We start from the raw sequence: 25,273 nt of genomic DNA, 5'->3' as shown, positions 1-25,273 counted from the left end.
TCAACGATGACTTCCATAACGCTTTGATCTTTCGTGAAACATATTGTAGCTGAGCCGGTAATTGTAGACCGTCTCCAACTTCGTGTAAGCGCTGGTCCCAAATTGGGCCAATACGACAAAAACGAGAGCGAAAGCAAGGCCCAAGTAGCCGTAAATCGCTTTTCGAATTTTGGTGTACGACTTCTTGAAGGAAACCATGCCTGTTGTGTTCGTTCTTAATTCCGTTTTCATAGGATAACAACAAGCCTCTTATTCGCAATTGCGAGGATTCCGATTATTTCAACTTTCTTTGACGCCGATATTCGCGAGGCGACAGCCCTGTATGCTTTTTAAATTGCCGCGACAAATAGGAGCACTCCATTCCGACTTGGGCCGCAATCTCGGACACGCCTTTGTCCGTACGGAGCAGCTCATGCTGTACCCGCTCCATTCGTCGGTTGTTGATATAGCCGATCGGTGTAAAGCCTAACGTCGCTTTAAATACGATCATGAAATAGTTCGGATGCAGATGAACAAGCTTAGCCAGCATCTCCACCCGAATCGGTTCGGCAAGATGACGGTCGATATAAGCCAGCACCGCGTCCAGCTTATGAGTGCCGGGCACCGATGAAATCTCCGTTGCAGCTGCATGTGCAGCGAATTCGGACAGCAATTCGTACAGCAATGCTTTGATCCGGAAAGGCGCATCCAGCCTGGAACTATGGTAGTAATGAATAAGCGCCTCGAATCGTTTGGCCGTTCGAGTGCCCTTCCGCATCTCCACCTTATGCGGGACGCGAAGCATATCGAACAGATGCATCTCCCCCGCTTTGGCGGTGAAATGGCACCAATATTTGCTGAACTCCTTCCCTTCATATAACGAAAACGATATCGGCAGGCCTGCCTGCAGCAAAAACAATTGCCCCGGCTCTGCTATATATTCATAATCGCCGATGCGGAGACGCGCCTTCCCTTCGATTATATAGTAGAAGCGGTTAACGTCCTCTACGATGGCATCCGCCCTCCACCACTTGCCGATCCGTGCCTTCTGTGCGGTAATAAGCTCTATTTGGGCGCTCGATAAATATTGCCGAATGTAGTCCGCCTTCAAATTGTCCGCCCCTTCCGTTTAATCGATTACAATTGAACTATAACTCATTAGAATTATACAACTTTTCGAACATGTCCGGTATTACAATTAGTGCAGATGCCGACTGGCACTTATCCATACAAGGAGTTGACAATAAGATGGCAAATATCGATTGGTTTAACGAAGCGCGGTTCGGCATGTTCGTTCATTGGGGAGCGTATTCGGGGGCGGGCCGCGGCGAATGGGTGCTCAATCGCGAGAACATTCCGTTGGAAGAGTATACGGAGAAGTACGCGAATCATTTCCTGGCGGAGCGTTACGATCCTCGGGAATGGGTACAACTTGCGAAAAAAGCGGGCATGAAATACATTGTGCTGACGACGAAGCATCACGACGGATTTTGCTTGTGGGATACGAAGACGACCGATTTCAATACGGTCAACATTGGGCCAAAGCGCGACCTCGTTCGCCCGTTTGCGGAAGCGGTACGCGAGGCGGGACTGAAGCTTGGCTTCTACTTCTCCGTCATGGACTGGAGCCATCCCGATTACCCGGACCCTTACTTGCTGCCGGAATGGCACGACGAGGAAGCACGCCGCAGGTTCGTCCACTTCTATCAGTCGCAGCTGGAGGAGCTGCTCACGCAGTATGGCAAGGTAGACATGCTCTGGTACGACGGTGTACATCCCAAACCGATGGACGGCGAGCGCATAAATACATGGGTGCAGTCGCTTCAACCGCATATCTTGATCAACAACCGGAATGGAGAACCCTGCCATTTCGGCACTCCAGAGCAGGAGATCAAAGCTGCTGAGCGCGGCCAAGCTTGGGAATCGTGCATCACGCTAAACGATAATTGGGGTTACCACGCCGGAGATTACAACTACAAGTCTTCGACGGATGTCATCCGTATGCTAACGCAAGTGGCGGAAGGAGCCGGTAATCTGCTCCTCAACATCGGACCGAAAGCGGACGGCACCGTTCCCGACGAGAGCATCGCCATTCTGTCTGAAGTCGGTCAATGGCTGGAGCGCAACGGCGAGTTTCTGTATGCCTCGTCACGCTCTCCGTTTGAATGGAACAACTTCGGCCGGCTTACGACGAAAGGAAACAGAGTATACGTGCATATCTTCCACAGCACCGGCGATGAGCTATGTATTTCCGAAATCGGGAACCCCGTGCTCTCCGCTCGTGTTCTTTCGACAGGGCAGCCTATTCCTTTTGATCAATATCGCACGCGACTATTCCTGAAACAGCTCCCAGCCAAAAACAATAGAGAAGTGTTGACGCTGGTGCTTGACGTGGAAGGACCTCCCCAATCAACCCGCATGTAACGACAGCTTCTAGAAGAAAAAAAGGAGTCTCGCGAGGACTCCTTTTGGTAGTGGGCCATGCATGGCGATTAACTAGTACACAGTGGCGTTAATGAATAATCAAATGATACGAAAAGGTAGACTGGGAAAAGAATTTCCGCTATGTTAGAAATATCTGACATGAGACGGGAGAAGCAAGGCGATGGGAAGGGCGCGACCGTCAAACTATCCTTCATGGATGGGTCGGGTCGCGCCTATTCTACAATGCTGGTTTTCCATTTTGGTTCGGCGCTTGTTAAACAAACGCTCCAGTTTTGCATCCAAAGAAGCATTGGAGGAACGCATTTCCCAATTCATCGCCTACTATAATACTCACTTGGCTAAACCCTTCAAATGGAAATTTGATGGGAAGCTGCTGAAGATTTAACATGCCTGATTACTTACTTACGCCATCATGTACTAGTTGGGCTGCATGTTCTTTATTTTCCTTAAACGGCTTTATTTGACGTACATTCTCTAACCCGACTTCTTTAAAGCCTCCTAATGCACACGCAGCTAACTTATAGTACTTATTCTCGCTATCGCGTAGCTTTTTCTCGTATTTCTGTTTCAGATCTTTGATTTCTTGTTCTTTATTAATGAGTTCACTTTCGAATTTATGATCTTTTTCGATTAGTTCTGCCAATTGTAAGTTTTCTTCTTGATTAGCCACCTTGCTAAGTAAACGGTAATGAATAATCATGACGTCTTTGGCCAAATTGAGTATCCCTTGGCGATTGTCCTTTTCCAATAACTTAGAGAATTCATCAAAATAATTAACAAGGCCAACCGGGTTCCCTTTTACATTTGTTTCTAAAGAGTCTCGTTCCTTAATGTATTTATTATCGTTGATGGTAGCGATTTCTTCCTTCATCCTCATTATCCAAATTGGTCTGTCTGGTCTTCAATATATTCTTGTTCGCTCGGCAGGGAACGATGTATCACCAAATGACCTAATTCATGATTTAGTGCGAATCGAAGACCTTGCGCTATTTTATTATGTGGTTATGTATGGTTGTCGCGGTTTGTGGATAAAGCGTGGATAGAGTCGGGAATAAGTTGCCCAGTCATACAAAATGGAGATATGAGTTCTTATTTAATCCAAGAAGCGCAATAATTTATTGGTATTTAGAATTAGCTACATTAAATGTCCAACTAAAAAAATCATTGGTGGATTTATTTTGACTTAAAATTTTTGTCCGATAATAACGTAAATCTCCACTTTTTTCGTCAAAGAATTATATGTCCAAAATATTCAATGAGGAAATTTGGGTATAGAGTCTCGACCCATCAGCTGCTGCGCTTCCATCGAGGCTTTGATCTCGTTATCATAGACGAGCTGGACGCGTACCCCTACCACAATGATCCTATGTTGGCTTATGCCGCAGAACAAGCCTGTAAGGTAGATGGCTCTTTTATCTACTTATCAGCCACTCCACCACATGAAATGCAGCGGTTGGTCCGGTCAGGCAGACTTCCACATGCCAGAGTGCCTGTCCGCTTCCATGGTCATCCTTTGCCTGTGCCGCAGCACCTGAGTATGATATCCATTCAAACATGCCTAAAGCGTGGGAACTTACCTAGATCGATCATACATACGCTTCGTAAGTCGCTCGAGCGCGAGGCGCAAATCTTTTGTTTTGTGTCGCGTATTGCACATATTGAAGGATTACTGGTTCTGCTTCGTCGGAGCTTTCCCGGCGTAGTTATCGAGGGTACTTCCTCCAAAGATTCCTTCCGGGCAGAGAAGGTAACTGCTTTTCGCGACCGGGCTATCTCCCTATTAGTAACGACTACGATTCTGGAACGAGGAGTTACAGTCCCACGCAGCGATGTATTTATTTTGGATGCGGATAGCGATCTTTTTGACGAAGCCTCCTTGGTTCAGATGGCTGGACGTGCCGGGCGATCAAAGGATGATCCTGCTGGGCGTGTTGTATTTGCCTCTCCCCAATGGACCCGATCACAGCGAGGAGCGATCTCCCAAATCCGTACTATGAACATCATCGCTCGCCGCAAAGGATACATTAGCAAGGAGGCGCCGAGATGAGCTCTCTGTTCTCATGGTTAACTAAATCTCAGGCACTCTTGTCCCCTTCCGTAACTCCATGCTTAACCTGTGGGAGGCGCAATACAGGATCCTCACAATTTCCTGGAATTTGCAGGAATTGCGTAGAATCCATTCCTTGGATACGCTCCCCACGCTGCTTGAATTGTGGTCGGCATGTGGGCTGTCCTGACTGTACCCGCAGTATTGAACCGTCACCGATTATTTGTAATCGGAGTGCAGTGGCCTACACTAGTGTTATGCGAGAATGGTTGGGTCAGTATAAATATCGCGGGAATGAACGGTATGCCCCTTTACTAGGCCTCATGCTGGATAGAGCCTATCTAACCCTAAAAAAAGAGAAGCAGAGCGCTCTTTTATCCCGAAAACCATCTATCATCCATCGTTCTTGGTCTGCTGATTTGTTAGTGCCAGTGCCTGTCAGTGATGCCCGGCTTATGGAGCGAGGATTTAATCAAGCGGAAAGATTGGCGGATGTGCTGTCTAGACGTAGAAAGGTCCCACAGCTTCCGCTGCTAATCCGTACACATCATACGGGAAAACAGAGTTTTAAGAGCCGAGCGGAACGACTAACGGATATGAAGCACGCTTTTGCGGAGAATCCGGCAGTAACAACACAATTTGCGGATTGGATGAATAGTGAGGTATCTCTAAATCGTCCTCTTCGGATTATTATTGTTGATGATATTTATACAACGGGTAGTACCATTCGTGCGTGCGCTGAGATCATACAACAAATGGGTGCAGATTATGGTTATACGGTAGAGGTGTATAGCCTAACTTGGGCACGTTCCTGAGGAGAGCGAAATGCATGATTGTGAACAGCCCATTCACTTTTTGAAGAGATCCATGCCCGTAATAGCGTTTCTTCCGTCCCATAGACGAATTCTTTGCAATCATGTAATCTAGGAGCATAAGGATATTATGCGTTGTACAGAATGTACGGAGAGGAGCGGCTGCTTGTTATGAATCTAGACAATTGTCCAAGGTGCGGCCGGTTGTTTGTTAAGAATCTTATGGGGTTGTGCCAGCCCTGCATCAAAGAGCTGGAGCATGAATATGAGATCTGCGTGGATTATTTGCGGGAGAACAAAGGAACCAACATTCAAGAGCTGTCCGATGCTACGGAAATTTCGATAAAGGAGATCACCCGCTTTATTCGAGAGGGCCGGATATCTATAGCAAATGCTCCTAATATGATGTATCCCTGCGAGGTATGTGGAACGCTGATTCGCGATGGGCATATGTGTGATAGTTGTCGTACTCGGCTCAGGAAGGATCTCTCCAATGCTGCAAAGGAAAGTGCTGCTGAGGATACTACCAAAAAGACAACAGACGGTGCATATCGTGCAATAGACAAATTGCGTGGCCTATAAAATCTGCAAAAAAACGTTTGCAGCTATAAAGTATGTTTCAGTCTACGCCGATAAACTTAGTAAAGATTATCGGCTTTTTTATATTAGAAGGAAGGTGAAGTTATGAAAATTAACGAGACCGGACGAATTAACGCGATGAATCCGTATCAACGCAGCGCGGATGCGCAAAGGCAGGAACAAATGAAGAAAAGTTCACGCAAGGATGAGGTTTCGATCTCTGATGAAGCAATTCAGCTCTTGCAAGCACAGAATTCTGGTAATGATGCTGAACGTGCACTTAAGATCGATAGCTTGAAGCAGCAGGTCTCCACGGGTAACTATCAGGTAGATGCAAAAGATCTTGCTGAGAAGCTATTACCTTACTTCAAAGAGTTTCAGGGAAATTAGGTGGATTAGAAATGTCTATTCAAAGGTTACTTGAATCGATACAATTATTAATTGAACTGCATGAGAAGCTTTTAGAGGCCGCAGAGAGTAAGACACAGGCCATCGTTAACAATAATTTAAGTGAGATAACACTCACGATGTCTAAAGAATCCAGAATTCTTAAGGAAATTGAGAAGCAGGAAGCTGTCCGAGAGACTGTTGGGCATGAGCTAATGCAAGAGAAAGGCATAAAATCTCGCTTGGAATTAACTGTATCTGAGTTATCGAGATTAGTATTTGATCCAGAAGATAAAAGCAGGCTTTTGGCTGCCCGAAAAGAACTTGTAACCCTGCTTGGAAAATTAAAAGAAGTAAACGAATTAAATCAGCTTTTAATCTCCCAATCTCTCTCTTTTGTCGACTATTCCCTTAATCTTTTTATAGGTGGGGATGAGGATGAAGCCGTCTATAAACGCCCCGATACACAATCAACTGCTGCACGTGGTCCTCAACGAAATGGGATTTTTGATGCCAGAGCTTAACATATATAGCTAGACCTAAATAAGGAGTTGTTCCTCAATGACATCTACATTTCATACCCTTGAGACAAGTAAAAGGGCGCTATTCGTGACTACAACAAGCTTGCAAACTATGGGCCATAATATATCTAATGTAAACACAGAAGGTTATACCCGTCAGAGAGTGAATATTTCAGCCTCAAGACCAATATGGGCACTGGGATTCACAAAAAGTGAGGCAGCTGGGCAACTGGGAACAGGGGTTCAATATGATAGTATAACCCGTATTAGAAACAGTTATTTGGATCTTCAATTTCGCCGTGAGAATCAGGAACTTGGTGCAGCCGAAGTTCTTAATACATCTATGGTTGCGATTCAGAACATCATTAATGAGCCTTCAAGTAGTGGACTCAGTACAGTGATGGATGACTTCTGGAACTCGTGGGAAACATTGAATCGTGATCCTTCATTATTGAGTGCGCGAGTTGCCGTCGCAGGTACAGCTCAGAATCTAGCAGATACTTTAAAACACATCAGTGATTCCCTCACGAATTTAACTACAGATACCGCATCTAATATTGATAAAAAAGTTATTCAAGCAAATGATATGATCGAAAACATTACTAAGCTAAACAAGATGGTAAAAGACAATGAGAGTTTTGGTGATCATGCCAATGATTACCGAGATCAGCGAGATTTGTTAATAGACCAATTATCCAAAATCGTTGACATCACGGTAACTGAGGATGAAGCCGGAATGGTCAGCATTACTGCAGCTGGTGTTAGTGTGGTTAATGGGATTGACCCTACGACTCCTTTAACAGCTGGGGATGCACAAAATGCAGCATCGGGAGAATTAAAAGGATATATCAGGTCTTTGCAAGAAGCGGATACCATACGGAATCAATTGAACGGTATGATGAAGACACTAGTTTCAGGTAAAATCACCGTTTCCCTGGATAATGGATATGTAACCTCTTCTCCAATGACAGCACTGAATGATGTAACCTTGAAGGATGGATCGACGATTATCGCAGGGCAAATGATCCCAGTTGGATCAGAGATCACTTCTCCTATGAAGGTAGAAGTTAATGGTTTCAACGGTTTGCATGCACTGGGTTATACATTGTCAGATCCGGCTACTTCGGGACTTCCTTTTTTTGTCGCCAAGGACGGTGGCAATGAGATTACAATAGATAACATTACCTTAAATCCTGAGCTAGCGAAGAATACAGATAAGATTGCTGCCTCCTCCAAATATGAGACCGTCAATGGAGTTAATAAGACCATTCGTGGTAATAGTGATATGGCAATTGCGCTCGTGGGATTGAGAGATGCGGTGTTTAAGTTTCCGGACAACTTGACATCACTTTCACAAGGTACAACGGACGATTTCTTCAGAGCACTTACTGCAGATCTTGGACTTCGTGCTCAGAATGTTGAACGTAATTACAATAACGAAACAAGTCTAACAAATTCATTAGAATCCCAAAAACAATCTGTCAGTGGTGTCTCTATGGATGAAGAATTATCGGACATGATTAAATTTCAACAAACCTATAATGCTGCTGCACGAATAATGACGACATTTGATGAAATGCTTGACAAGGTAATTAACGGCATGGGAACTGTTGGCCGCTAGATATTAGGAGGATGAAAAAATGCGAGTAACAGGATCGATGCAAAGTATGCAGTTAATGAATAATTTGCAGAAAATTAACCAAAGCCTAACCCAAGGCCAGAATCAGCTGGCTACTGGTCAAAAGATTACGAAACCTAGTGATGATCCTATTGGACTCGGATACCAAATGCGTTATGATACCGATTTGGCGCGTAGCGACGAGTTTTTAAGCAATACACAAACAGGTGGCGAGATTTTAAGTACTATGGATTCTCTGCTCCAACAGTCAAATGACGTTCTGAAACGCGCACGAACGCTTGCTTTGCAGGCTTCTAACGGTACTTACTCTGCTGAACAAAGGTTAACGATCTCTGCTGAAATTAAACAGCTGAAAGAACAGCTCGTGACAATAGGTAACAGCAAATATAATGGAAATTATTTGTTTAATGGACAAAAATCTGATCAAGCTCCCTACACTACGAATGGTGCAGCGACTGATAGTACCGATCCTGGTGTACTTTATCTTTACGTTAGTCCTGCTGTGAAGGTTCCAGTAAGCATTACAGGGGAAGAGATATTCGGTGGAGCAGGGACAAATAATGCATTTAAGGTGCTTGACGATCTTGCTGCTGCATTGGATAGCAATAATGCCGCAGGGATCAGTGATAGCTTAAATGGAATTGATACTGTTGCTGATAAATTGTCCATCGCATGGGCTGAAATTGGTGCGCGTTCCAACCGTTTTTCACTTATGGAGACACGTATTACTAACGAACAGGTCAGTCTAAAAGAAATGCGAGCAAATGTTGCGGAAGTTGATGTTGCTCAAGCAATTACGGATTTGAAATCGAAAGAACTTGTGCTACAGTCTGCGTTATCCACTGGTGCTAGAATTATGCAATCCTCATTACTTAATTTCTTGAACTAAATGTTTGAACCTTGATTTATGTCGAAGGAGAGGGTTATGTGGGAATTAGCGGAATTGATTCAGGGTCATGGGGCAAGTATATTCCTGCAGAACTGACAGTCCAACTGCACCCTGCTGAATTGGTAACGGACTGGACAACCGTATTCGATGATTTGGATCTCAAACGGCCACAGTCGTTGATGAGAGATTTGGCGAACCAGAATCGTAGTATAGCGATTGAAAATGTTTCCATTAAGGCACAAGAGGGAGATCGCATTGCGAATATATCTTCTGGAGAAAAAAATGTATTTGGTGCTATTGCACATGACCGTTATATGAGGAAAGGGCAGAAGGAAATCACGTTGGAAGCTCTACCTCGTCAGGGTGTATATATTGATTTTCGCATCCATGCTCCTGAAATTCAAGTTGATGCAAGGGGAGTACTGCCAAGATGATGGAGATTAACAGTAAGACCTATGGTGTTCTTAACCTGAAAGAGGATCAAATTTATTCATTCGAAGCGGGACTCTTAGGTATTTTAGACATTAAACAGTACGCTTTGTTTCCTATGGAGGGAACGTCTTTTTTCGTATTGCATGGACTCGATGAAGATGTGAGTTTTCTATTGTTGCCTGCTCAGTTGGCCATTGTCGATTACGGCTTTCGAATAACAGACGAGATTATTGAACTTCTCTCCTTAGAGACATCGGAAGATGTAGGTGTGATGCTGGTGGTTAATATCCAAGGAGAAGATTTATTTGTTAATCTCATGGCGCCAATACTTTTGTCTCCACACTCCTTAAAAGGATGTCAATATATTATTAAGGATCAAGAACTCCCAATTCGTTATCCGCTCTCTCACAAGGAGGACGACTAAATGCTGGTGCTGAGGCGTAAAGTCGGTGAAACTGTTATGATCGGTGACAAAATTCAAATTCAAATTTTGGGTATTGATGGTGATCAAATCAAGATTGGGTTCCTTGCTCCTAAAGATGTTCAAATTTTGAGGCAAGAGCTGTATGAAGGTATTGTTGTCGAGAATATGGCAGCTAAGGTACAGAAAGAACAACTACAACCAGATCAAATCCTTAATCTGCTAAAAAAATTTAAAATGTAAATCATTTTGAAGAAGGTAGGTTAGGGATATGAATATTAACCGTATAGATGTAACACAAACGGATAAGGTCAGCGGTATTGGGGCTGTAAATCGAATAAATCCGGTACCATCCATATTTGACTCTCAATCGCAAGAAATAGAGAAGAAATCGACCATATATAATGAACAGACAAAAGTGGAACAGACTAAGCTAGATGAGCAAATCAAGAAATTGAATGAATCCATAGCTAGCTCAGGTAAGGAGCTTCGGTTTAAATATAATGATGAGGCGCATCAGCTTTATGTAGAGGTTCTGAATTCGGATACAAAGGAAGTTCTAAACAGTCTTCCTCCAGAATTCTTGATCGATTTATCTCTGAAAATGAAGGAGATCGTGGGGATGTTCTTCGATAAAAAAATTTAATGAATTTGAGGTGACAGGAATGGCGTTAGGAATATCAGGATTATCAGGTTCAGGCTTGGATACCAGTAAATTAATTACTGCAATCATGAATCAGGAAAAGGTACCCTTAAATAATCTTACAACTAAAAAGGAAGTCACGACGGCTTATAAAGACTTCTTCACAGCACTCAATAATAAGACATCTACTCTAAGAGATGCGGCTACGGCATTGTCGGATCTTTCCACTTATAATGCATTTTCTGCAACTAGTTCGAACGCTAGTACGTTATCAACCTCAACGGTTGGAGATAAATCATCAGCAGGGTCATATTCTGTTACAGTTGCAAACTTGGCTCAGAAGCATGTCGTAGCGAGCAAAGGTATAGATGTATCTACAACATTTGCTGCGAGTGGGCTTCCTACTACATTCGCAATTAAAGGTCAATCCATAGATTTGACAAGCATTGGAATTAAAAGTGATACAACAATGGGGGATGCTTTATCCCTTATTTCTAATGCGATTAATGGTTTAACCGGCACAGGAGTTAAGGCATCGGTCATCCAAACTGAAAGTGGAAAAAAGAGTTTAGTACTGACTGCTTCTGATTTTGGTACAGCTAATAAAGTTGATATCGCTCAATTAGATTCCAATTGGGCATTCGTGGAAAAGCAAGAAGCGATGGATGCTAAAATTACAGTTAATGGAATTGACATTATTAGCTCAACCAATACAGTTGAAGATGCCATAGAAGGCGTTAAATTAACACTTACAGGTGTTGGTTCTTCAACAGTTGAAGTTGGACAAGATGTTTCCGGAATAACTAAAAAAATAGAGACTTTTGTTTCGGCATATAATGATATAGTCAAGACTATTCGTGACAATACGAAGGCCTCAACTAAAAATAGTGATGGGTCACTTTCACTGACATTAATGGGTGATTCACTATTGCGTGATATGCAAACTCAGTTGGGCGGTTGGATGCAACAAGTAATAGGAAGTACTGATCCGAATAGAGATATTAAACTCCCTAATATTCTTTCGGATATAGGAATAGAGATTGATAAAGGAGTCACTTCAGCATCGTTGATGACAGGTAATATCACCTTTGATAGTACTCTATTTAAAGAGAAGATGCTGGCTAATCCCGAAGCTGTAAAAAAATTGTTGACAGGTTCATCTTCCGGTTCCATTGGAAATGTTGGAATGGCTGATTTGTTTAAAGATAACCTGAAAGTATGGACTGATAGTGTTGATGGACTCATCACAATGAAAATTAAAGGATATAGCTCAGATATTACGTTTCTAAGTGAGCAAATTACCGGTATGAGTAATCGATTGGATATGAAGAAGGCAGCACTTGAGAGAAAATATGCAAATATGGAAGTCATGTTATCTGGCTTGAAGAGTCAGTCAGACTATGTATCTAACATTCTGAAAAGTATCACTGGCTCTTCAGATAAATGAGTAGGGGGCTAATTTGAATGGCATCACCCAATTTAGCTGGTTATCAAGCGTACCAGAAGAATAAATTCCAGACCGCATCTCCACATCGATTAACCCTGATGCTTTATGATGGGGCTATTAAATTTGCGGGCAAAGCAAAAGAATCTATCGATAATGGCGATATTGCAGGAGCGAATTTTAATGTCACTAAGACACAAGATATAGTATATGAGCTGTTGTCCTCTCTCAATGAGAAGCAGGGAGGAGAGATTGCTTCTAATCTAAAGAAATTGTATTTCTATATGATAGACCGATTAATTGAGGGTAATATTAAAAAACAGTCAACACCGATTAATGAAGTAATCTCATTGTTACAGGAATTACGTTCTGCGTGGGTGGAGATTGGAAAGGGTGGTACACTTGGGTGAAGTTGACGAATACCGTTCGTTAATTCAACAAAGGCGTGAACTTTTGTTGAGATTAATTGAATGTTCTGAATCGCAACTGTTATTGTTATCTGACGAGGAGAATGAGAACGTGGCATCCTTGTTTGATAAATCAATACAACAATGGAATCAATACACCCAACAAATGGATAGGGTTCAAAATATTTTGAGTTCTTCGGTGATGCCAGAATATTTAGACGATTCGAAGGATCTCGTCAAACTCGTCCAAAAGCTAGCTTCAAGTGTGGATCAAACAAAAAGTCTTCTGGAGCAGTCAACGGGTCATGTAGGGACGGATTTGATGCATGCTAGATCACAGCGCAAGCTAATGAATGCATACTATAGCATGGAGAATTCTGATCAAATCCCACTTTATTTTGATCAAAAAAAATAGTTTGTTTTTCGCAAGAATATTCGAAAAAAGAACTAAACAAAATATTGAATTCACCGATATATACAATAGGCCACAAGGACGTGGCCACTAACCAATCATGGAGGATGATATCAAATGGGTATGTTTATTAACACAAACGTTGGTGCAATTAACGCTAACCGCAACCTGAGCTTCAACAATACGCAAATGGGTAAGACAATGGAAAAATTGTCTTCTGGTTACCGCATCAACCGTGCGGCTGACGATGCTGCTGGTTTGGCAATTTCCGAGAAAATGACTTACCAAATCAACGGTTTGAACCAAGCGCAACGTAATGCGCAAGATGGTATTTCCTTCTTGCAAACAGCTGAAGGTGACTTGACAGAAGTTCACTCCATGCTACAACGTATGAACACACTCGCTAACCAATCAGCGAATGGTACGTATGTAACTGCTGACCGTGATAAGCTTCAATTGGAAGTAACACAACTGCTTGCTGAAATTGGACGTGTAACTACTAACTCCAAATTTAATGGTGTAAACTTGTTGAATGCTTCTGCTTCTGTTGATTTCCAGATTGGTGTTTCTAAAGCGGAGACACTTACTGTGAAACTGACTGATAACGGTACGACGAAATTGGGAGTAAACGCTATTTCTGTAGCTACTGTTACTGGAGCTAAAGCAGCAATGTCTGCAATCGCAACAGCAATTGACACGGTTTCAACTAACCGCGCTCAGCTCGGTGCATATCAAAACCGTTTGGAACACACCATCAACAGCTTGGGTGTAACTTCCGAGAACTTGTCGGCTGCTAACTCCCGTATCAAGGATGCTGACATGGCCACTGAAATGACATCATTCACGAAGAACCAAATCTTGGTTCAAGCAGGTACTGCAATGTTGGCGCAAGCTAACTCAGCACCACAAGCAGTTCTTAAGCTGTTGGGATAATATTTTTGAGATCGTACGATAAGCCTTCAGACTCTGGAGGCTTATTTTTAGTTTATATATACCAATAACATTCTAACTTAATCATTCGAAAAGATGGCCTTTCATCCAGAAAGATAATCGAAAAGTCTAAACAAAATAATGGAAATACCGATATAAATAATAGGCCATAAGGATGTGGCCATTAAACCAATCATGGAGGATGATTTCAATGGGTATGTTTATTAACACTAACGTTGGCGCAATTAACGCTAACCGCAACCTGAGTTTCAACAATACACAAATGGGTAAGACAATGGAAAAGTTGTCTTCCGGCTATCGAATCAACCGTGCGGCTGACGATGCTGCTGGTTTGGCAATTTCCGAGAAAATGACTTACCAAATCAACGGTTTGAACCAAGCACAACGTAATGCACAAGATGGTATTTCCTTCTTGCAAACAGCTGAAGGTGACTTGACTGAAGTTCACTCCATGCTGCAACGTATGAACACACTCGCTAACCAATCAGCGAATGGTACGTACGTAACTGAAGACCGTAAGAAGCTTCAATTGGAAGTTTCACAACTTCTTACTGAAATTGGACGTGTAACTACTAACTCCAAGTTTAACGGTGTTAACTTGTTGAACACAGCGGCTACAGTTGATTTCCAAATTGGTGTTTCTAAGACAGAGACTCTTACTGTACAATTGTCTAACAACGGCGTGAAGAGTTTGAATGTAAGTGGTATTTCTGTATCTAGTGTTGCTGGTGCTAAAAATGCAATGTCTGCTATTGCGGCGGCAATCGATACAGTATCCACTAACCGTGCGCAGCTCGGTGCATACCAAAACCGTTTGGAGCACACCATCAACAGCTTGGGTGTGACTTCTGAGAACTTGTCGGCTGCTAACTCCCGTATCAAGGATGCTGACATGGCGACTGAAATGACATCATTCACGAAGAACCAAATCTTGGTTCAAGCAGGTACTGCAATGTTGGCGCAAGCTAACTCAGCACCACAAGCAGTTCTTAAGCTGTTGGGATAATATTTTCAAAGGTTCACAAGATAAGCCTCCTGAGTCTGGAGGCTTATTTTTTTTGAGTTTAAGTAGATTTTACATAGATATCACTTTATCTGAATAGAAAAAAATAGTTCTATTTCCTCTAGAAAATATTTAAAAAAAGACTAATTGAAAGTAATAGATTCGCCGATATATATAATAGGCCACAAGGATGTCGCTATTAAACCAATCATGGAGGATGATTTCAATGGGTATGTTTATTAATACAAACGTTGGTGCAATTAACGCTAACCGCAACCTGAGTTTCAACAATACACAAATGGGTAAGACAATGGAAAAATTGTCTTCCGGTTACCGCATCAACCGTGCGGCTGACGATGCTGCTGGTTTAGCTATTTCTGAGAAAATGACTTACCAAATCAATGGTTTGAATCAAGCGCAACGTAACGCACAAGATGGTATTTCCTTCTTACAAACCGCTGAAGGTGACTTGACTGAAGTTCACTCCATGCTGCAACGTATGAACACACTTGCTAACCAATCAGCGAATGGTACGTATGTGACTGCAGACCGTCAGAAACTTCAACTGGAAGTAACACAATTACTTACTGAAATTGGACGTGTAACTGAAAACTCTAAGTTTAATGGTGTGAACTTGTTGAACACTACAGGTACAGTTGATTTCCAAATTGGTGTTTCTAAGACAGAGACTCTTAAAGTGAATTTGTCTAAAAATGGTACTACTGCATTGAAAATTGATAAGATTTCTGTAACCAATGTTACTTCTGCTAAAGCAGCAATGTCTGCAATTGCAGCGGCAATTGATTCAGTATCTACTAACCGTGCTCAGCTTGGTGCTTACCAAAACCGTTTGGAACACACGATCAACAGCTTGGGTGTAACCTCCGAGAACCTATCGGCTGCTAATTCCCGTATTAAGGATGCTGACATGGCTACTGAAATGACATCATTCACAAAGAACCAAATCTTGGTTCAAGCAGGTACTGCAATGTTGGCGCAAGCTAACTCAGCACCACAATCAGTTCTTAAGCTGTTGGGATAATAATTTCGAGAGTATGAACGATAAGTCTCCAAATTTTGGAGGCTTATTTTTTTTTCCTTCTATACAATGCCATTGTTGTAAGACCGATATAAATGATAATAAGAATATCATAAATAAGGTGTGAAATAGATGAAAATAACAATTGATGAGCAAAAAGAAATTATATCCTCTCCATTACGGGAAGAATTCAATAAAATTTGGTTAGAGTTTACCACCGAAATTTACCAAGCGGAACGCCTGATTTATTGTGTTGATATCGATGGTCAAGTTCTATACAACCAATATGAGCAGTATATTCTACATCACATACAGGAGATTGAAAATATCCATATTCATACAATGTCACGTTTTGATAGTATAAACGAAACGGAAGAGCAACTTGTTCAATATCTAAATAAATTCATTCCTGGGATGATAACTATAGTTGATCGGATGTATGGAGATATGTCTAATGAACTCTGGGGGGAATTAGCAACAGGTTTAGAAGGGCTACAATGGATTGCAAGTTCATTTGAATTTTTGAAGATATTGTATAGCTCTGATATATTGAACAATATTATTATTAGTAATTATTGCTCTGATCTTGAGAATATCGTAAAAGATCTTGATGCTAATCTCACTGAAGATGATTTGGTAGCTGTTGCGGATCTATTTAAGTACGAATTATTACCTTTATTGGATAAATATAATACTGAGATTGGAAAGTCAAAGGTTCAGTTATCATGAATATTATCGAAAAGAACTCAACGTTTTTAAAGACTAGTTATCCTGAATTTATGCAGATCATAAAAGAAAATATTATGTATGATGGATCTGAACTCAGTGAAACTAGAAATCAAGAGCCTAATCTAATTTTACTAAAGGATGATAAACAACATTATTTGCATAGTAAATATAATGCTACAGAAGAAGCTAAACGTTGGGTATTATCTTTGGGGCCTGAACAGCTTCAGGTAGAGCATCTTCTAATTATTGGGTGTGGGCTAGGGTACTACTTAGAGCAATTACTAGAGAACACGAAAGCAACTAGTATATATGTTTATGAGCCTGAAGTTAGCATATTTAATGCTTGGGTAAATTCTAGAGATGTTCAGAACGTTCTAAAGGATCAAAGAATTCGATTTGTTGTTGTTGGGGAGTTTGACTTATTGCAAACTCAGCTGACTATGCATATTTCCCAATATGCTAATAATTCTTTGAGTATAATTGCTCCTCCAATATATAGGAAATTATATGAGTCGACAATCAATAGCCTTCAATCTAAGGTCAAAGAGGCACTTAGTACACAACTATCCAATCAAGCTACCTTAAAAAATTTCAAGAGTGAATGGGTACAAAATATTTTATTTAATTTGCCTTATGTTGTGATGAGCACTCCTGCTGTAAAGCTAAAAGAAATTGCTATAGGCATACCAGTCATTATTGTGGGCTCGGGACCCTCATTGCAATATGACATTTCTTATCTTCATGATTTACAGTCCAAATGTTTAATTATTGCAGCAGGATCAAGCATACAAGCGCTCGAACATCATGGGGTTATTCCACATATAGTCGTCTCTATTGATGGAGGACTACCAAACTACAGAGTGTTTGAGAATATAGATACAAGTAAAGTAGCACTGCTTTATAGTCCACAAATTAATTATAATATACTAGAACATTATAAAGCCCCATTAATTGCAGCAGGACTAAGTTCAGATTCGATTACGCCGAATTTTGTTGATAAAGAGGATATTCCTGTATTTAGATCAACAACATCAGTAACTGGCACAGTACTTCAGATTGCTGAATATATGGGAGCATCTGAGATTATTCTGATGGGTCAAGATCTTTCTTATCCAGATAAACAGATTTATTCATCAGGTGTGAGACATGCCACAAAGGAGCAAAGCGCTCAACTACTTGAAGAGGCTAATGAATTGGTACCTAATGTAGATGGAGGATTTAACTCTACTTCATTGAAAATGAAAGTTACGTTAAATGATATGGAGCTTCAGATAAAATTAATTAACTTTAGTGGAGTTAAAGTGATAAATTCCTCAAGACATGGAGCACATATAGAAGGAACAGAGTGGGTCCCTGTGGATGAAATGTCTGAGAGATGGACAGATTTACCAAACAGAGATTTTGATGTGAATGAGTTATTATTGCACTTGACGAATAAAGAAAAGGCAGCAAATTTAATTAAATTACAAATGGAATATCGTGTGTTGTTGAAAGAAACCAATGATACTGGAAAGCGAATAAAGAAGTTAATTATAAAGTTAGATGCTATGGCTGGTATGTCAGTCAATAGTAGTATTAATACAATTTCGAGTAGATTAGTTGAGATCGATAAATTGTGGACTCGAATTACGCGCCAACAATCTTTTATCACGTTATATTCTTTCTCCTTAAAACATCATACTAACAGTTATATGAAGTTTGTATCTACGATCGTTGAAACTGAAAATGTACGTGATAAGTCGAGGCTGATTGTGGAGCATTTGGGTGAACTAGTTAGGGCAATGGATGAGTTTACCCCTGAATTAATAGGCACATTAAGCGATGCTATGAAACGTTTAGATAGTATGATAGATGAAATGAGTGAGGCAATGCATGGGTAGACAATTTAACGGTAAGAAGATTCTAATAGTTGGTGGTACAGGTACAATCGGACAAAGTCTGTTGCGTGCAATCCTCATAGATAATCCTGAGGTCGTTCGTATCTTTAGCCGGGATGAATATAAGCAATTTATGCTACAGCAGGAATATAAAGAATTTAGCAATATTCGGTATCTCATAGGCGATGTTCGTGACTATAATCGTTTAGAAAGAGCAATGCAGGATATCGATTATGTGTTTCACACCGCGGCTATGAAGCATGTTCCTGCGTGTGAATATAACCCTTTTGAAGCGGTACAGACAAATATACTTGGCACGCAGAATGTGATTCAAGCGGCTTTAGCATGTGATGTTAAGAAGGTTATTTTTACAAGTACAGATAAGGCAATTTCCCCTACCAATACCTACGGGGCTTCTAAGTTAATGGCAGAAAGGCTTGTCGCAGCTGCACAGTATCAAGCAGGTTCTAAGCAAACTAAGTTTGCTGCTGTTCGTTTTGGCAATGTAATGGGCTCGAGGGGATCTGTAATTCCGCTTTTCCAATGGCAAATTGAAGAGAAAAGAAAGATCACAGTGACTTGTAAAGAAATGACTCGTTTTATGATGAGTTTAAGACAGGCAACTGAATTAACCTTAAAAGCCATGGAGCTAGTACAAGGTGGAGAAATATTTGTGTTAAAGATGCCAATTGTTCAGTTGATAGATCTGGCCAATATTATTGTTGAGAATTCCGCGCAAAAATTAGGCATTGATTCAAACGGTATCATTATTGAAGAAATCGGGATGCGCCCTGGTGAGAAGATGTATGAGGAGTTAATGACAGAAGAAGAGTCCGTACATGCATTGGAGACAAATGAGATGTTCATTATTAGAAACTCGTTTATTGAAAAACATAACTATTTTGAAGCGAAAAAAGCTAAAAGACAGAGTTATAGTTCACATGGTCTAGTTCCGCTGAGTCACCAAGGTTTATTATCGTTATTAAATAATGAAAAACTATTACTTTGATATCCTTACAGCAATATAAGCAGATTAAAGAAAAGGGGCTATTTGTTTGAAAAAAGTAGTAAAAATTTTGGTAACTTTGCAGCCACATAACCCTTATATAACAGAAATTAGCGCCCATATAGAACGAGATAAAATACGGGTTGCAGAGAGAAACTTTTGATGAAAATTTTCATTAGAGTAGATGCTTCCGAAAAAATAGGTACAGGTCATGTTATACGTTGTCTCACACTAGCTGATGAGCTACGAAAAAACTTACATGAAGTGATTTTTATAAGTGTGCAGATGCCAGAGTATTTTATCAGTTTGATAAATAAAAAAGGATATTCCTTCAATAAACAGGCTTCAACTCATATGGTAGGAAGCGTTATGGATGCATTCAACATATTAAAATTTTTACAATCAAAATATGAGATCTCTAATGAAGATTGCTTAATTATTGATAATTATCAAATTGATCATATCTGGGAGACTGTTATGAAGCAGTCGTTTGGTAAAATAGTGGTTATTGATGATCTGGCTAATAGGCAACATGTGTGTGATTTATTATTAGATACTAACGAATATGATTCTCCTGAGAATAGATACGAAGGCCTGATATCTATTGAAACAAAGAAACTTCTGGGGTCTAGATATTCCTTATTACGAGAAGAGTTTTTAGAAGTTCGTAATTTGATGTTTGAAAATCAAATTTCAAAAAGAATCTTAACAAATATATTAATATGTTTTGGAGGAAGTGATCCTACCAACGAAACTATGAAAGTAATTAATGCTTTGGAATTATTACTGGACCATTATAAGGAACTTGAACTGACGGTTATCTTAGGACGAGCTAATCCTAATATCAAAACTATTCAAGAAAAATGTAAGGGTTTAAAAAAGGTAAGATGTTTAATTCAACCACCATCAATGGCATTAGAAATGTCCAGGGCTCACATTGCTGTGTGCGGTGGAGGGACTATGACTTGGGAAAGATATTGCATGGGATTGCCTGCACTTGTTATAGCTATAGCAGAAAATCAGATAGGTGTGGCACAACATGGTGAGAAAAATAATATTGATAGATATTTAGGGGAATCAAAGTTTGTGAGTGAACAAATAATTAGAGCCGAATTATTAGATTTTCTTAATTCATCACGAACTTCAGAAGAAACACGCCTGAAGGCTATGAACCTAGTTGATGGGCAAGGAGTAAAACGTGTAACCAGAATGATTATGGATAACAATATTTAATGAATTTATTATGAAAACTATGATTATATATCTAAAGAGATAATGTTAAAGGAGTTAAAGCTATGAATGATATAGAACAAACTATATCTGTAGCCGATTAATTCCTTTTTTAATGGTAGAGATCTTTATTAAATATACAGTTAACTAGTAGACATCATTCTGAGAGAGGGAACTGGAAATATGGGGAATTCAGAAGTAGTTATTAATAGTTATGGGTATTATGAATTATCTGAACCGCCATCGGATTCGGAGCTTGAAAGATATTATGAAAATATCTACTATCAAGAATCTAAAAGCTTATATTCTAATACGTACAGTGAAGATGAAATTTTATACTTTAAAAATAAATATCTACAAAAATTCCATGTATTAATGGATCATAGCATTCAAAAATGTAGTTCTAATAGATTTTTAGACATAGGATGTGGAGAAGGGTGGGGGCTCAGCTTCTTTCATAATCTTGGATGGAAGGTTATGGGGGTGGATTACTCTAACTATGGTTGTGAAACACATAATCCAGATATGTTACCATTCATAAGTTGCGGTGCTCCTTCACAAAAATTAGATGAGCTGAAAGCCTCCCAGCAAGTGTTTGATGTCATTTGGCTTGACAATGTGTTAGAACATTTAAAGGAACCATTAGAAATGTTGAAGTATTGTCATTCTCTTTTGTCTAATAATGGCCTATTGGTTATTGAGGTTCCGAATGATTTTTCAGTTGTTCAAAATAAATTACTATTGAATGGAGACATCGATGAAACTTTCTGGGTTGTGAACCCTGATCACATATCATATTTTAATAAAGATGGTCTAATTAATCTTTGCTCAGCTGCTGATTTAGATTTTGCTGATTTAATTTCTGATTATGCTATCGATTTTGATCTATTTAACGTAAATACTAATTACAAGAAAGATCCTACTTTAGGAAAGGCTTCACATAAGGCTAGAATTGAAATAGAAAATTTAATTCATAGTATTTCTATAGAAAATGCAAACAACCTTTACCGTGTATATGCTGAACTAGGGATAGGCAGACAGATTACTGGTTTTTTTAGAAAAAGAGTTCGAGAGCTATAGTAATCGATAATACCATAAGAATTAAGAATAAAAACATAGGGAATAGGATGGGGTAATATGTCGAAAGTTTTAAGTAATGCAAGTAATAGCGAATTACAGCGTAGGACTACGGTGGCTGAACAGTTAAGAGGCTCAACTATTCCAAATAGTGAACTGTTAGATAACCTTGGATTATATTTAAGAAGACAAAACTTATCAAGAATACTATATATTCATGATCTATATAAGCAAATTATTGATGTTCATGGAATTATCATGGAATTCGGAGTGAGATGGGGACAAAACTTAGCATTATATCAGTCATTTCGGGGAATTTATGAACCATATAACTATAATCGAAAAATAGTAGGATTTGATACATTTGAGGGATTTATTAGTGTTGATCCTGAAGATGGCATGCTTGCCAAGGTTGGAGATTACGCTGTAAGTGAAAATTATGAGGTTCAATTAAGCGAGTTGTTAGATTTTCATGAGAAAGAGAGTCCCATTCCACATCTTAAAAAATATGAATTAGTTAAAGGGGATGCATCTGAGACTATTCTTGATTACTTAAAAAGACATCCGGAAACAATAATTTCTTTAGCATATTTCGATTTTGACTTATATAAACCTACTCGTGACTGTCTACAAGCGATTATGGAACATACAACTAAAGGAACAATTATTGCCTTTGACGAATTAAACTTTTCATCGTTTCCTGGTGAAACAGAAGCTTTAAAAGAAGTGATAGGATTAAACACTTACGCAATAAAACGTAGCCCGCTTAATCCGTTGTGTTCATATATAGTAATTAACTAATTATTCTAAAGGAAGGTAATATGAATATTACTGCTATTATTCAAGCTCGTATGGGCTCAACACGTTTACCGGGTAAGGTATTGAAGAAGCTCGCTGATCATACAGTGTTAGGGCATGTCATAACAAGGTGCCAAGCAATTCCTTCTGTGAACCAAGTTATTGTGGCTACTACTGTCCAGGAAGATGATATCGACATTTGTAAGGAAGCCTTAAAGTATGGAGTTCCTATTTATCGAGGTAACGAGGATAATGTGCTCAGTCGCTATTATGAGGCTGCAAAAGAGGCTGATTCTGATATCATTGTACGGATTACATCTGATTGCCCTTTGCTTGATCCGGAAATCTCAGAAACCGTTATTCAATATTTTTTGAATCATAATTACGATTATATTAGTAGCGGTTTAGATGGTACATTTCCTAGAGGACTAGACACCGAAGTGTTTACTTTTAAGGCTCTGGAAGTAGCGTACAAACAAGCCACACAAGAGTATGAATTTGAACATGTGACACCTTATTTATATCAGAATAAGGAGCAGTTTAATATCCATGCTTTCCAAAATCACACAGATCAATCTAAGTACAGACTAACTCTCGATACCGAGGAAGATTGGAAATTGATATCAAAGATTTATGATGAGTTATATAAGGGTGAAATATTTTATATCAATGATATTCTTGAATTGTTTAAGCGATATCCAGAGTTAGCATGTATCAACGCTGAAGTGAAACAAAAAAAATTAGGGGATTAATATATATATATCCCTGCAATATCATTATTTACACGCTTGACTAAAGGAGCGTATAACTCAGTGAATATGATCAATTTTAAAGAAGTCACGAGCCAGGGATTTGTAGGGCGGATGGAAGATGTAATTCCTGCCAAGGCGGTGTTAGTTACCAGTGCTTCTAAGAAGGTTCCTTTACTAAAATGTGTGTTGAAAAGTATACAGAAAATAGGACATCCTTCTTTTCTAATCAGCGGAGACAGCAATCCAAACGCTATAGCGCAGTTTTTTACAGATTCATTTTGGCATATGCCTAGGTTGGACGGAATGGATCTACAGAAACTCTTGTTTTATTGTAATGAACAACATATTAAATATATTATTCCTACTAGAGATGGAGAATTAAGCTACTTCTCACGATATAAAGGTGAGTTGCAACAAAATGGTGTTCATGTCATGGTTTCCGAAATGAAGGGTGTTGAAACTTGTCTTGATAAGCTTTTGTTTTTTCAAGAAGGTCTTGCACTTGGGTTTTCTGTAATTCCTACCGCGGAAGAATCCTCAGCACTGGATGTATCTCATTTTGTTGTAAAAGAGCGATTTGGTGCTGGTTCGGAGTCTATTGGACTAAATAAAATACTTGATGAAGCAGAGGAATATGCAAAACGTCTGCAACATCCGATTTTTCAACCTTATATTAAGGGAATGGAAGTTAGTGTTGACGTTTACGTACAGAAAAATGGCGTATCCAAGGGAGCCATAGCAAGAAAACGTGAGATTGTTGTGGGTGGAGAATCTCAAATAACTACTACGTTTAGGGATGAAATGTTAGAGCAGCAATGCGCAGACTTTGCAGAAAAATTAGGATTGTATGGACATGTACTTTTTCAAGTGATCATTGACGATGAAGGAAAGTACCATTTTATTGAATGCAACTCACGTTTCGGAGGAGCCTCACGATTAAGTATAGAGTGTGGTTTGGATAGTTTTTATTGGTTCTTACTTGAATCTGGGGGAAGCGATTTGACGCAGTATCCATTTGTTCGCGCTGCTCAGGACAAACGGCTAATTCGATATGCTGAGGACTTGATTTTATGAAGGTTGTAGTATTTGATCTGGATGATACTCTTTATAATGAAATAAGTTATGTAGAAAGTGGTTTTCGTGCCGTTGCAGAATATCTATATGAACGCTATTCTAGTAACGTCGAAGAAAGTATGAGTATTATGTTAAATGAACTCAAAAAGAATGGTAGAGGTAAAGTATTTGATCGCTTACTTGAATACCACTTACTATATTCTCGAGGAAGAGTGAAAGAATGCTTAGGTATATATCGTCAACATAAGCCTAAGATTGAACTTTTTGATGACTCTAAAAACTGTATTGAAAATTTAAGCAACCAAAACATTCCATTATATATTGTGACTGATGGTAACAAAATGGTGCAAAAGCGTAAATTAATAGCCCTAGGCCTATATGAACATCCTGCAATAAGAAGATGCTACATTAGCCGCAGGTTTGGGATTAAGAATGAAAAACCATCTCCTTATTGTTTTCTACAAATTTGTACTGTTGAGAAGGTAGATCCATTTGATGTGGTTTATATTGGAGACAATCCGAATAAAGACTTTGTGGGAATAAAGCCGCTCGGATTTAAGACCGTTAGAATATTAAGAGGTGGATTTGCCTCTCTTACAAGACCCAAACACTTTGAAGCAGATATACAAATAAGAAGCTTAGATGAGTTGTATAATCGTGTATATGATTTTTAAGTGTGA

Annotated in this window: 30 protein-coding genes; 27 read left to right on the top strand and 3 right to left on the bottom strand. The window is 39.7% G+C overall.

What is annotated here, in order from left to right; translation table 11 throughout:
• Both NST34_RS29850 and NST34_RS29845 read right to left on the bottom strand, forming a co-directional pair.
• Window positions 1-231 carry a hypothetical protein gene (locus NST34_RS29850; protein ID WP_341129330.1) on the bottom strand — a complete coding sequence of 77 codons (231 nt, stop codon included), beginning with the start codon at window positions 229-231 and terminating at the stop codon, window positions 1-3.
• A 43-nt stretch (window positions 232-274) separates the two neighbouring features.
• Entirely contained in the window at window positions 275-1,090 is an 816-nt protein-coding gene (locus tag NST34_RS29845) for an AraC family transcriptional regulator (RefSeq protein WP_341129329.1), read from the bottom strand.
• 137 nt (window positions 1,091-1,227) lie between these two features.
• Between NST34_RS29845 and NST34_RS29840 the strand changes: the two genes are divergently transcribed.
• On the top strand, window positions 1,228-2,403 hold the full coding sequence (locus NST34_RS29840; protein ID WP_341129328.1) for an alpha-L-fucosidase: 1,176 nt from the start codon (window positions 1,228-1,230) through the stop codon (window positions 2,401-2,403).
• 415 nt (window positions 2,404-2,818) lie between these two features.
• Here the strand turns inward: NST34_RS29840 and NST34_RS29835 are convergent, their stop codons facing one another.
• Window positions 2,819-3,295, bottom strand: a complete 477-nt coding sequence (locus tag NST34_RS29835; protein WP_341129327.1) for a hypothetical protein — start codon at window positions 3,293-3,295, stop codon at window positions 2,819-2,821.
• Between the two features lie 384 nt (window positions 3,296-3,679).
• Here NST34_RS29835 and NST34_RS29830 point away from each other — a divergent pair, with 384 nt between their 5' ends.
• From NST34_RS29830 to NST34_RS29705, 26 genes are all read left to right on the top strand, one after another.
• Window positions 3,680-4,471 carry a helicase-related protein gene (locus tag NST34_RS29830; RefSeq protein WP_341129326.1) on the top strand — a complete coding sequence of 264 codons (792 nt, stop codon included), beginning with the start codon at window positions 3,680-3,682 and terminating at the stop codon, window positions 4,469-4,471.
• A 257-nt stretch (window positions 4,472-4,728) separates the two neighbouring features.
• Window positions 4,729-5,286: a ComF family protein gene (locus NST34_RS29825; protein WP_341129325.1), complete on the top strand. Its 558-nt coding sequence runs from the start codon at window positions 4,729-4,731 to the stop codon at window positions 5,284-5,286.
• A 168-nt stretch (window positions 5,287-5,454) separates the two neighbouring features.
• Window positions 5,455-5,865, top strand: a complete 411-nt coding sequence (locus tag NST34_RS29820) for a TIGR03826 family flagellar region protein (RefSeq protein ID WP_341129324.1) — start codon at window positions 5,455-5,457, stop codon at window positions 5,863-5,865.
• Window positions 5,866-5,967: 102 nt separating this feature from the next.
• Window positions 5,968-6,252 carry a flagellar biosynthesis anti-sigma factor FlgM gene (gene flgM / locus NST34_RS29815; protein ID WP_341129323.1) on the top strand — a complete coding sequence of 95 codons (285 nt, stop codon included), beginning with the start codon at window positions 5,968-5,970 and terminating at the stop codon, window positions 6,250-6,252.
• Window positions 6,253-6,263: 11 nt separating this feature from the next.
• On the top strand, window positions 6,264-6,773 hold the full coding sequence (locus NST34_RS29810) for a flagellar protein FlgN (RefSeq protein WP_341129322.1): 510 nt from the start codon (window positions 6,264-6,266) through the stop codon (window positions 6,771-6,773).
• A 37-nt stretch (window positions 6,774-6,810) separates the two neighbouring features.
• Complete coding sequence (flgK, locus tag NST34_RS29805; RefSeq protein WP_341129321.1) at window positions 6,811-8,391, top strand: flagellar hook-associated protein FlgK; 1,581 nt, start codon at window positions 6,811-6,813, stop codon at window positions 8,389-8,391.
• A 19-nt stretch (window positions 8,392-8,410) separates the two neighbouring features.
• Window positions 8,411-9,298, top strand: a complete 888-nt coding sequence (gene flgL, locus NST34_RS29800; protein ID WP_341129320.1) for a flagellar hook-associated protein FlgL — start codon at window positions 8,411-8,413, stop codon at window positions 9,296-9,298.
• A gap of 38 nt (window positions 9,299-9,336) precedes the next feature.
• On the top strand, window positions 9,337-9,732 hold the full coding sequence (locus tag NST34_RS29795; protein WP_341129319.1) for a DUF6470 family protein: 396 nt from the start codon (window positions 9,337-9,339) through the stop codon (window positions 9,730-9,732).
• Complete coding sequence (gene fliW / locus NST34_RS29790) at window positions 9,729-10,154, top strand: flagellar assembly protein FliW (protein ID WP_341129318.1); 426 nt, start codon at window positions 9,729-9,731, stop codon at window positions 10,152-10,154. The genes NST34_RS29795 and fliW overlap by 4 nt, the downstream gene beginning before the upstream one ends.
• Window positions 10,155-10,394, top strand: coding sequence for a carbon storage regulator CsrA (csrA, locus tag NST34_RS29785; protein ID WP_341129317.1), 240 nt, complete (start codon window positions 10,155-10,157; stop codon window positions 10,392-10,394). It begins immediately after the preceding gene.
• Between the two features lie 28 nt (window positions 10,395-10,422).
• Window positions 10,423-10,797 (top strand): flagellar protein FlaG, encoded by a 375-nt coding sequence (locus tag NST34_RS29780; protein WP_341129316.1) that lies wholly within the window; start codon window positions 10,423-10,425, stop codon window positions 10,795-10,797.
• A 19-nt stretch (window positions 10,798-10,816) separates the two neighbouring features.
• A complete protein-coding gene (fliD, locus tag NST34_RS29775) occupies window positions 10,817-12,241 on the top strand; it encodes a flagellar filament capping protein FliD (protein ID WP_341129315.1) in 1,425 nt (474 codons plus the stop codon).
• Between the two features lie 17 nt (window positions 12,242-12,258).
• Window positions 12,259-12,648 carry a flagellar export chaperone FliS gene (gene fliS / locus NST34_RS29770; RefSeq protein ID WP_341129314.1) on the top strand — a complete coding sequence of 130 codons (390 nt, stop codon included), beginning with the start codon at window positions 12,259-12,261 and terminating at the stop codon, window positions 12,646-12,648.
• Complete coding sequence (locus tag NST34_RS29765) at window positions 12,641-13,060, top strand: hypothetical protein (protein WP_341129313.1); 420 nt, start codon at window positions 12,641-12,643, stop codon at window positions 13,058-13,060. Before fliS ends, NST34_RS29765 begins: the two co-directional genes overlap by 8 nt.
• A gap of 114 nt (window positions 13,061-13,174) precedes the next feature.
• Entirely contained in the window at window positions 13,175-13,990 is an 816-nt protein-coding gene (locus NST34_RS29760) for a flagellin N-terminal helical domain-containing protein (protein ID WP_341129312.1), read from the top strand.
• A gap of 208 nt (window positions 13,991-14,198) precedes the next feature.
• Window positions 14,199-15,014, top strand: a complete 816-nt coding sequence (locus tag NST34_RS29755; protein WP_341129311.1) for a flagellin N-terminal helical domain-containing protein — start codon at window positions 14,199-14,201, stop codon at window positions 15,012-15,014.
• Window positions 15,015-15,237: 223 nt separating this feature from the next.
• Window positions 15,238-16,053, top strand: coding sequence for a flagellin N-terminal helical domain-containing protein (locus NST34_RS29750; RefSeq protein ID WP_341129310.1), 816 nt, complete (start codon window positions 15,238-15,240; stop codon window positions 16,051-16,053).
• A 129-nt stretch (window positions 16,054-16,182) separates the two neighbouring features.
• Window positions 16,183-16,779, top strand: a complete 597-nt coding sequence (locus tag NST34_RS29745; RefSeq protein WP_341129309.1) for a hypothetical protein — start codon at window positions 16,183-16,185, stop codon at window positions 16,777-16,779.
• Window positions 16,776-18,659, top strand: a complete 1,884-nt coding sequence (locus NST34_RS29740; protein WP_341129308.1) for a motility associated factor glycosyltransferase family protein — start codon at window positions 16,776-16,778, stop codon at window positions 18,657-18,659. The genes NST34_RS29745 and NST34_RS29740 overlap by 4 nt, the downstream gene beginning before the upstream one ends.
• Window positions 18,652-19,665: an SDR family NAD(P)-dependent oxidoreductase gene (locus tag NST34_RS29735; protein ID WP_341129307.1), complete on the top strand. Its 1,014-nt coding sequence runs from the start codon at window positions 18,652-18,654 to the stop codon at window positions 19,663-19,665. The genes NST34_RS29740 and NST34_RS29735 overlap by 8 nt, the downstream gene beginning before the upstream one ends.
• 159 nt (window positions 19,666-19,824) lie before the next feature.
• Entirely contained in the window at window positions 19,825-20,895 is a 1,071-nt protein-coding gene (gene pseG, locus NST34_RS29730; protein WP_341129306.1) for a UDP-2,4-diacetamido-2,4,6-trideoxy-beta-L-altropyranose hydrolase, read from the top strand.
• 180 nt (window positions 20,896-21,075) lie between these two features.
• Window positions 21,076-21,972, top strand: coding sequence for a class I SAM-dependent methyltransferase (locus NST34_RS29725; protein ID WP_341129305.1), 897 nt, complete (start codon window positions 21,076-21,078; stop codon window positions 21,970-21,972).
• Between the two features lie 57 nt (window positions 21,973-22,029).
• Window positions 22,030-22,770: a crotonobetainyl-CoA--carnitine CoA-transferase gene (locus NST34_RS29720; RefSeq protein WP_341129304.1), complete on the top strand. Its 741-nt coding sequence runs from the start codon at window positions 22,030-22,032 to the stop codon at window positions 22,768-22,770.
• Window positions 22,771-22,790: 20 nt separating this feature from the next.
• Entirely contained in the window at window positions 22,791-23,519 is a 729-nt protein-coding gene (locus NST34_RS29715) for a glycosyltransferase family protein (RefSeq protein ID WP_341129303.1), read from the top strand.
• A 66-nt stretch (window positions 23,520-23,585) separates the two neighbouring features.
• A complete protein-coding gene (locus NST34_RS29710) occupies window positions 23,586-24,593 on the top strand; it encodes an ATP-grasp domain-containing protein (RefSeq protein ID WP_341129611.1) in 1,008 nt (335 codons plus the stop codon).
• Window positions 24,590-25,267 carry an HAD family hydrolase gene (locus NST34_RS29705; RefSeq protein ID WP_341129302.1) on the top strand — a complete coding sequence of 226 codons (678 nt, stop codon included), beginning with the start codon at window positions 24,590-24,592 and terminating at the stop codon, window positions 25,265-25,267. The genes NST34_RS29710 and NST34_RS29705 overlap by 4 nt, the downstream gene beginning before the upstream one ends.
• Window positions 25,268-25,273: the final 6 nt, after the last annotated feature.

The sequence above is a fragment of the Paenibacillus sp. FSL H7-0714 genome (assembly GCF_038003765.1).
In the GTDB taxonomy this organism is placed as follows: domain Bacteria; phylum Bacillota; class Bacilli; order Paenibacillales; family Paenibacillaceae; genus Paenibacillus_AQ.
Note: the sequence above shows the minus strand (reverse complement) of the source record. Positions and strands in the feature narration are given on the sequence as shown.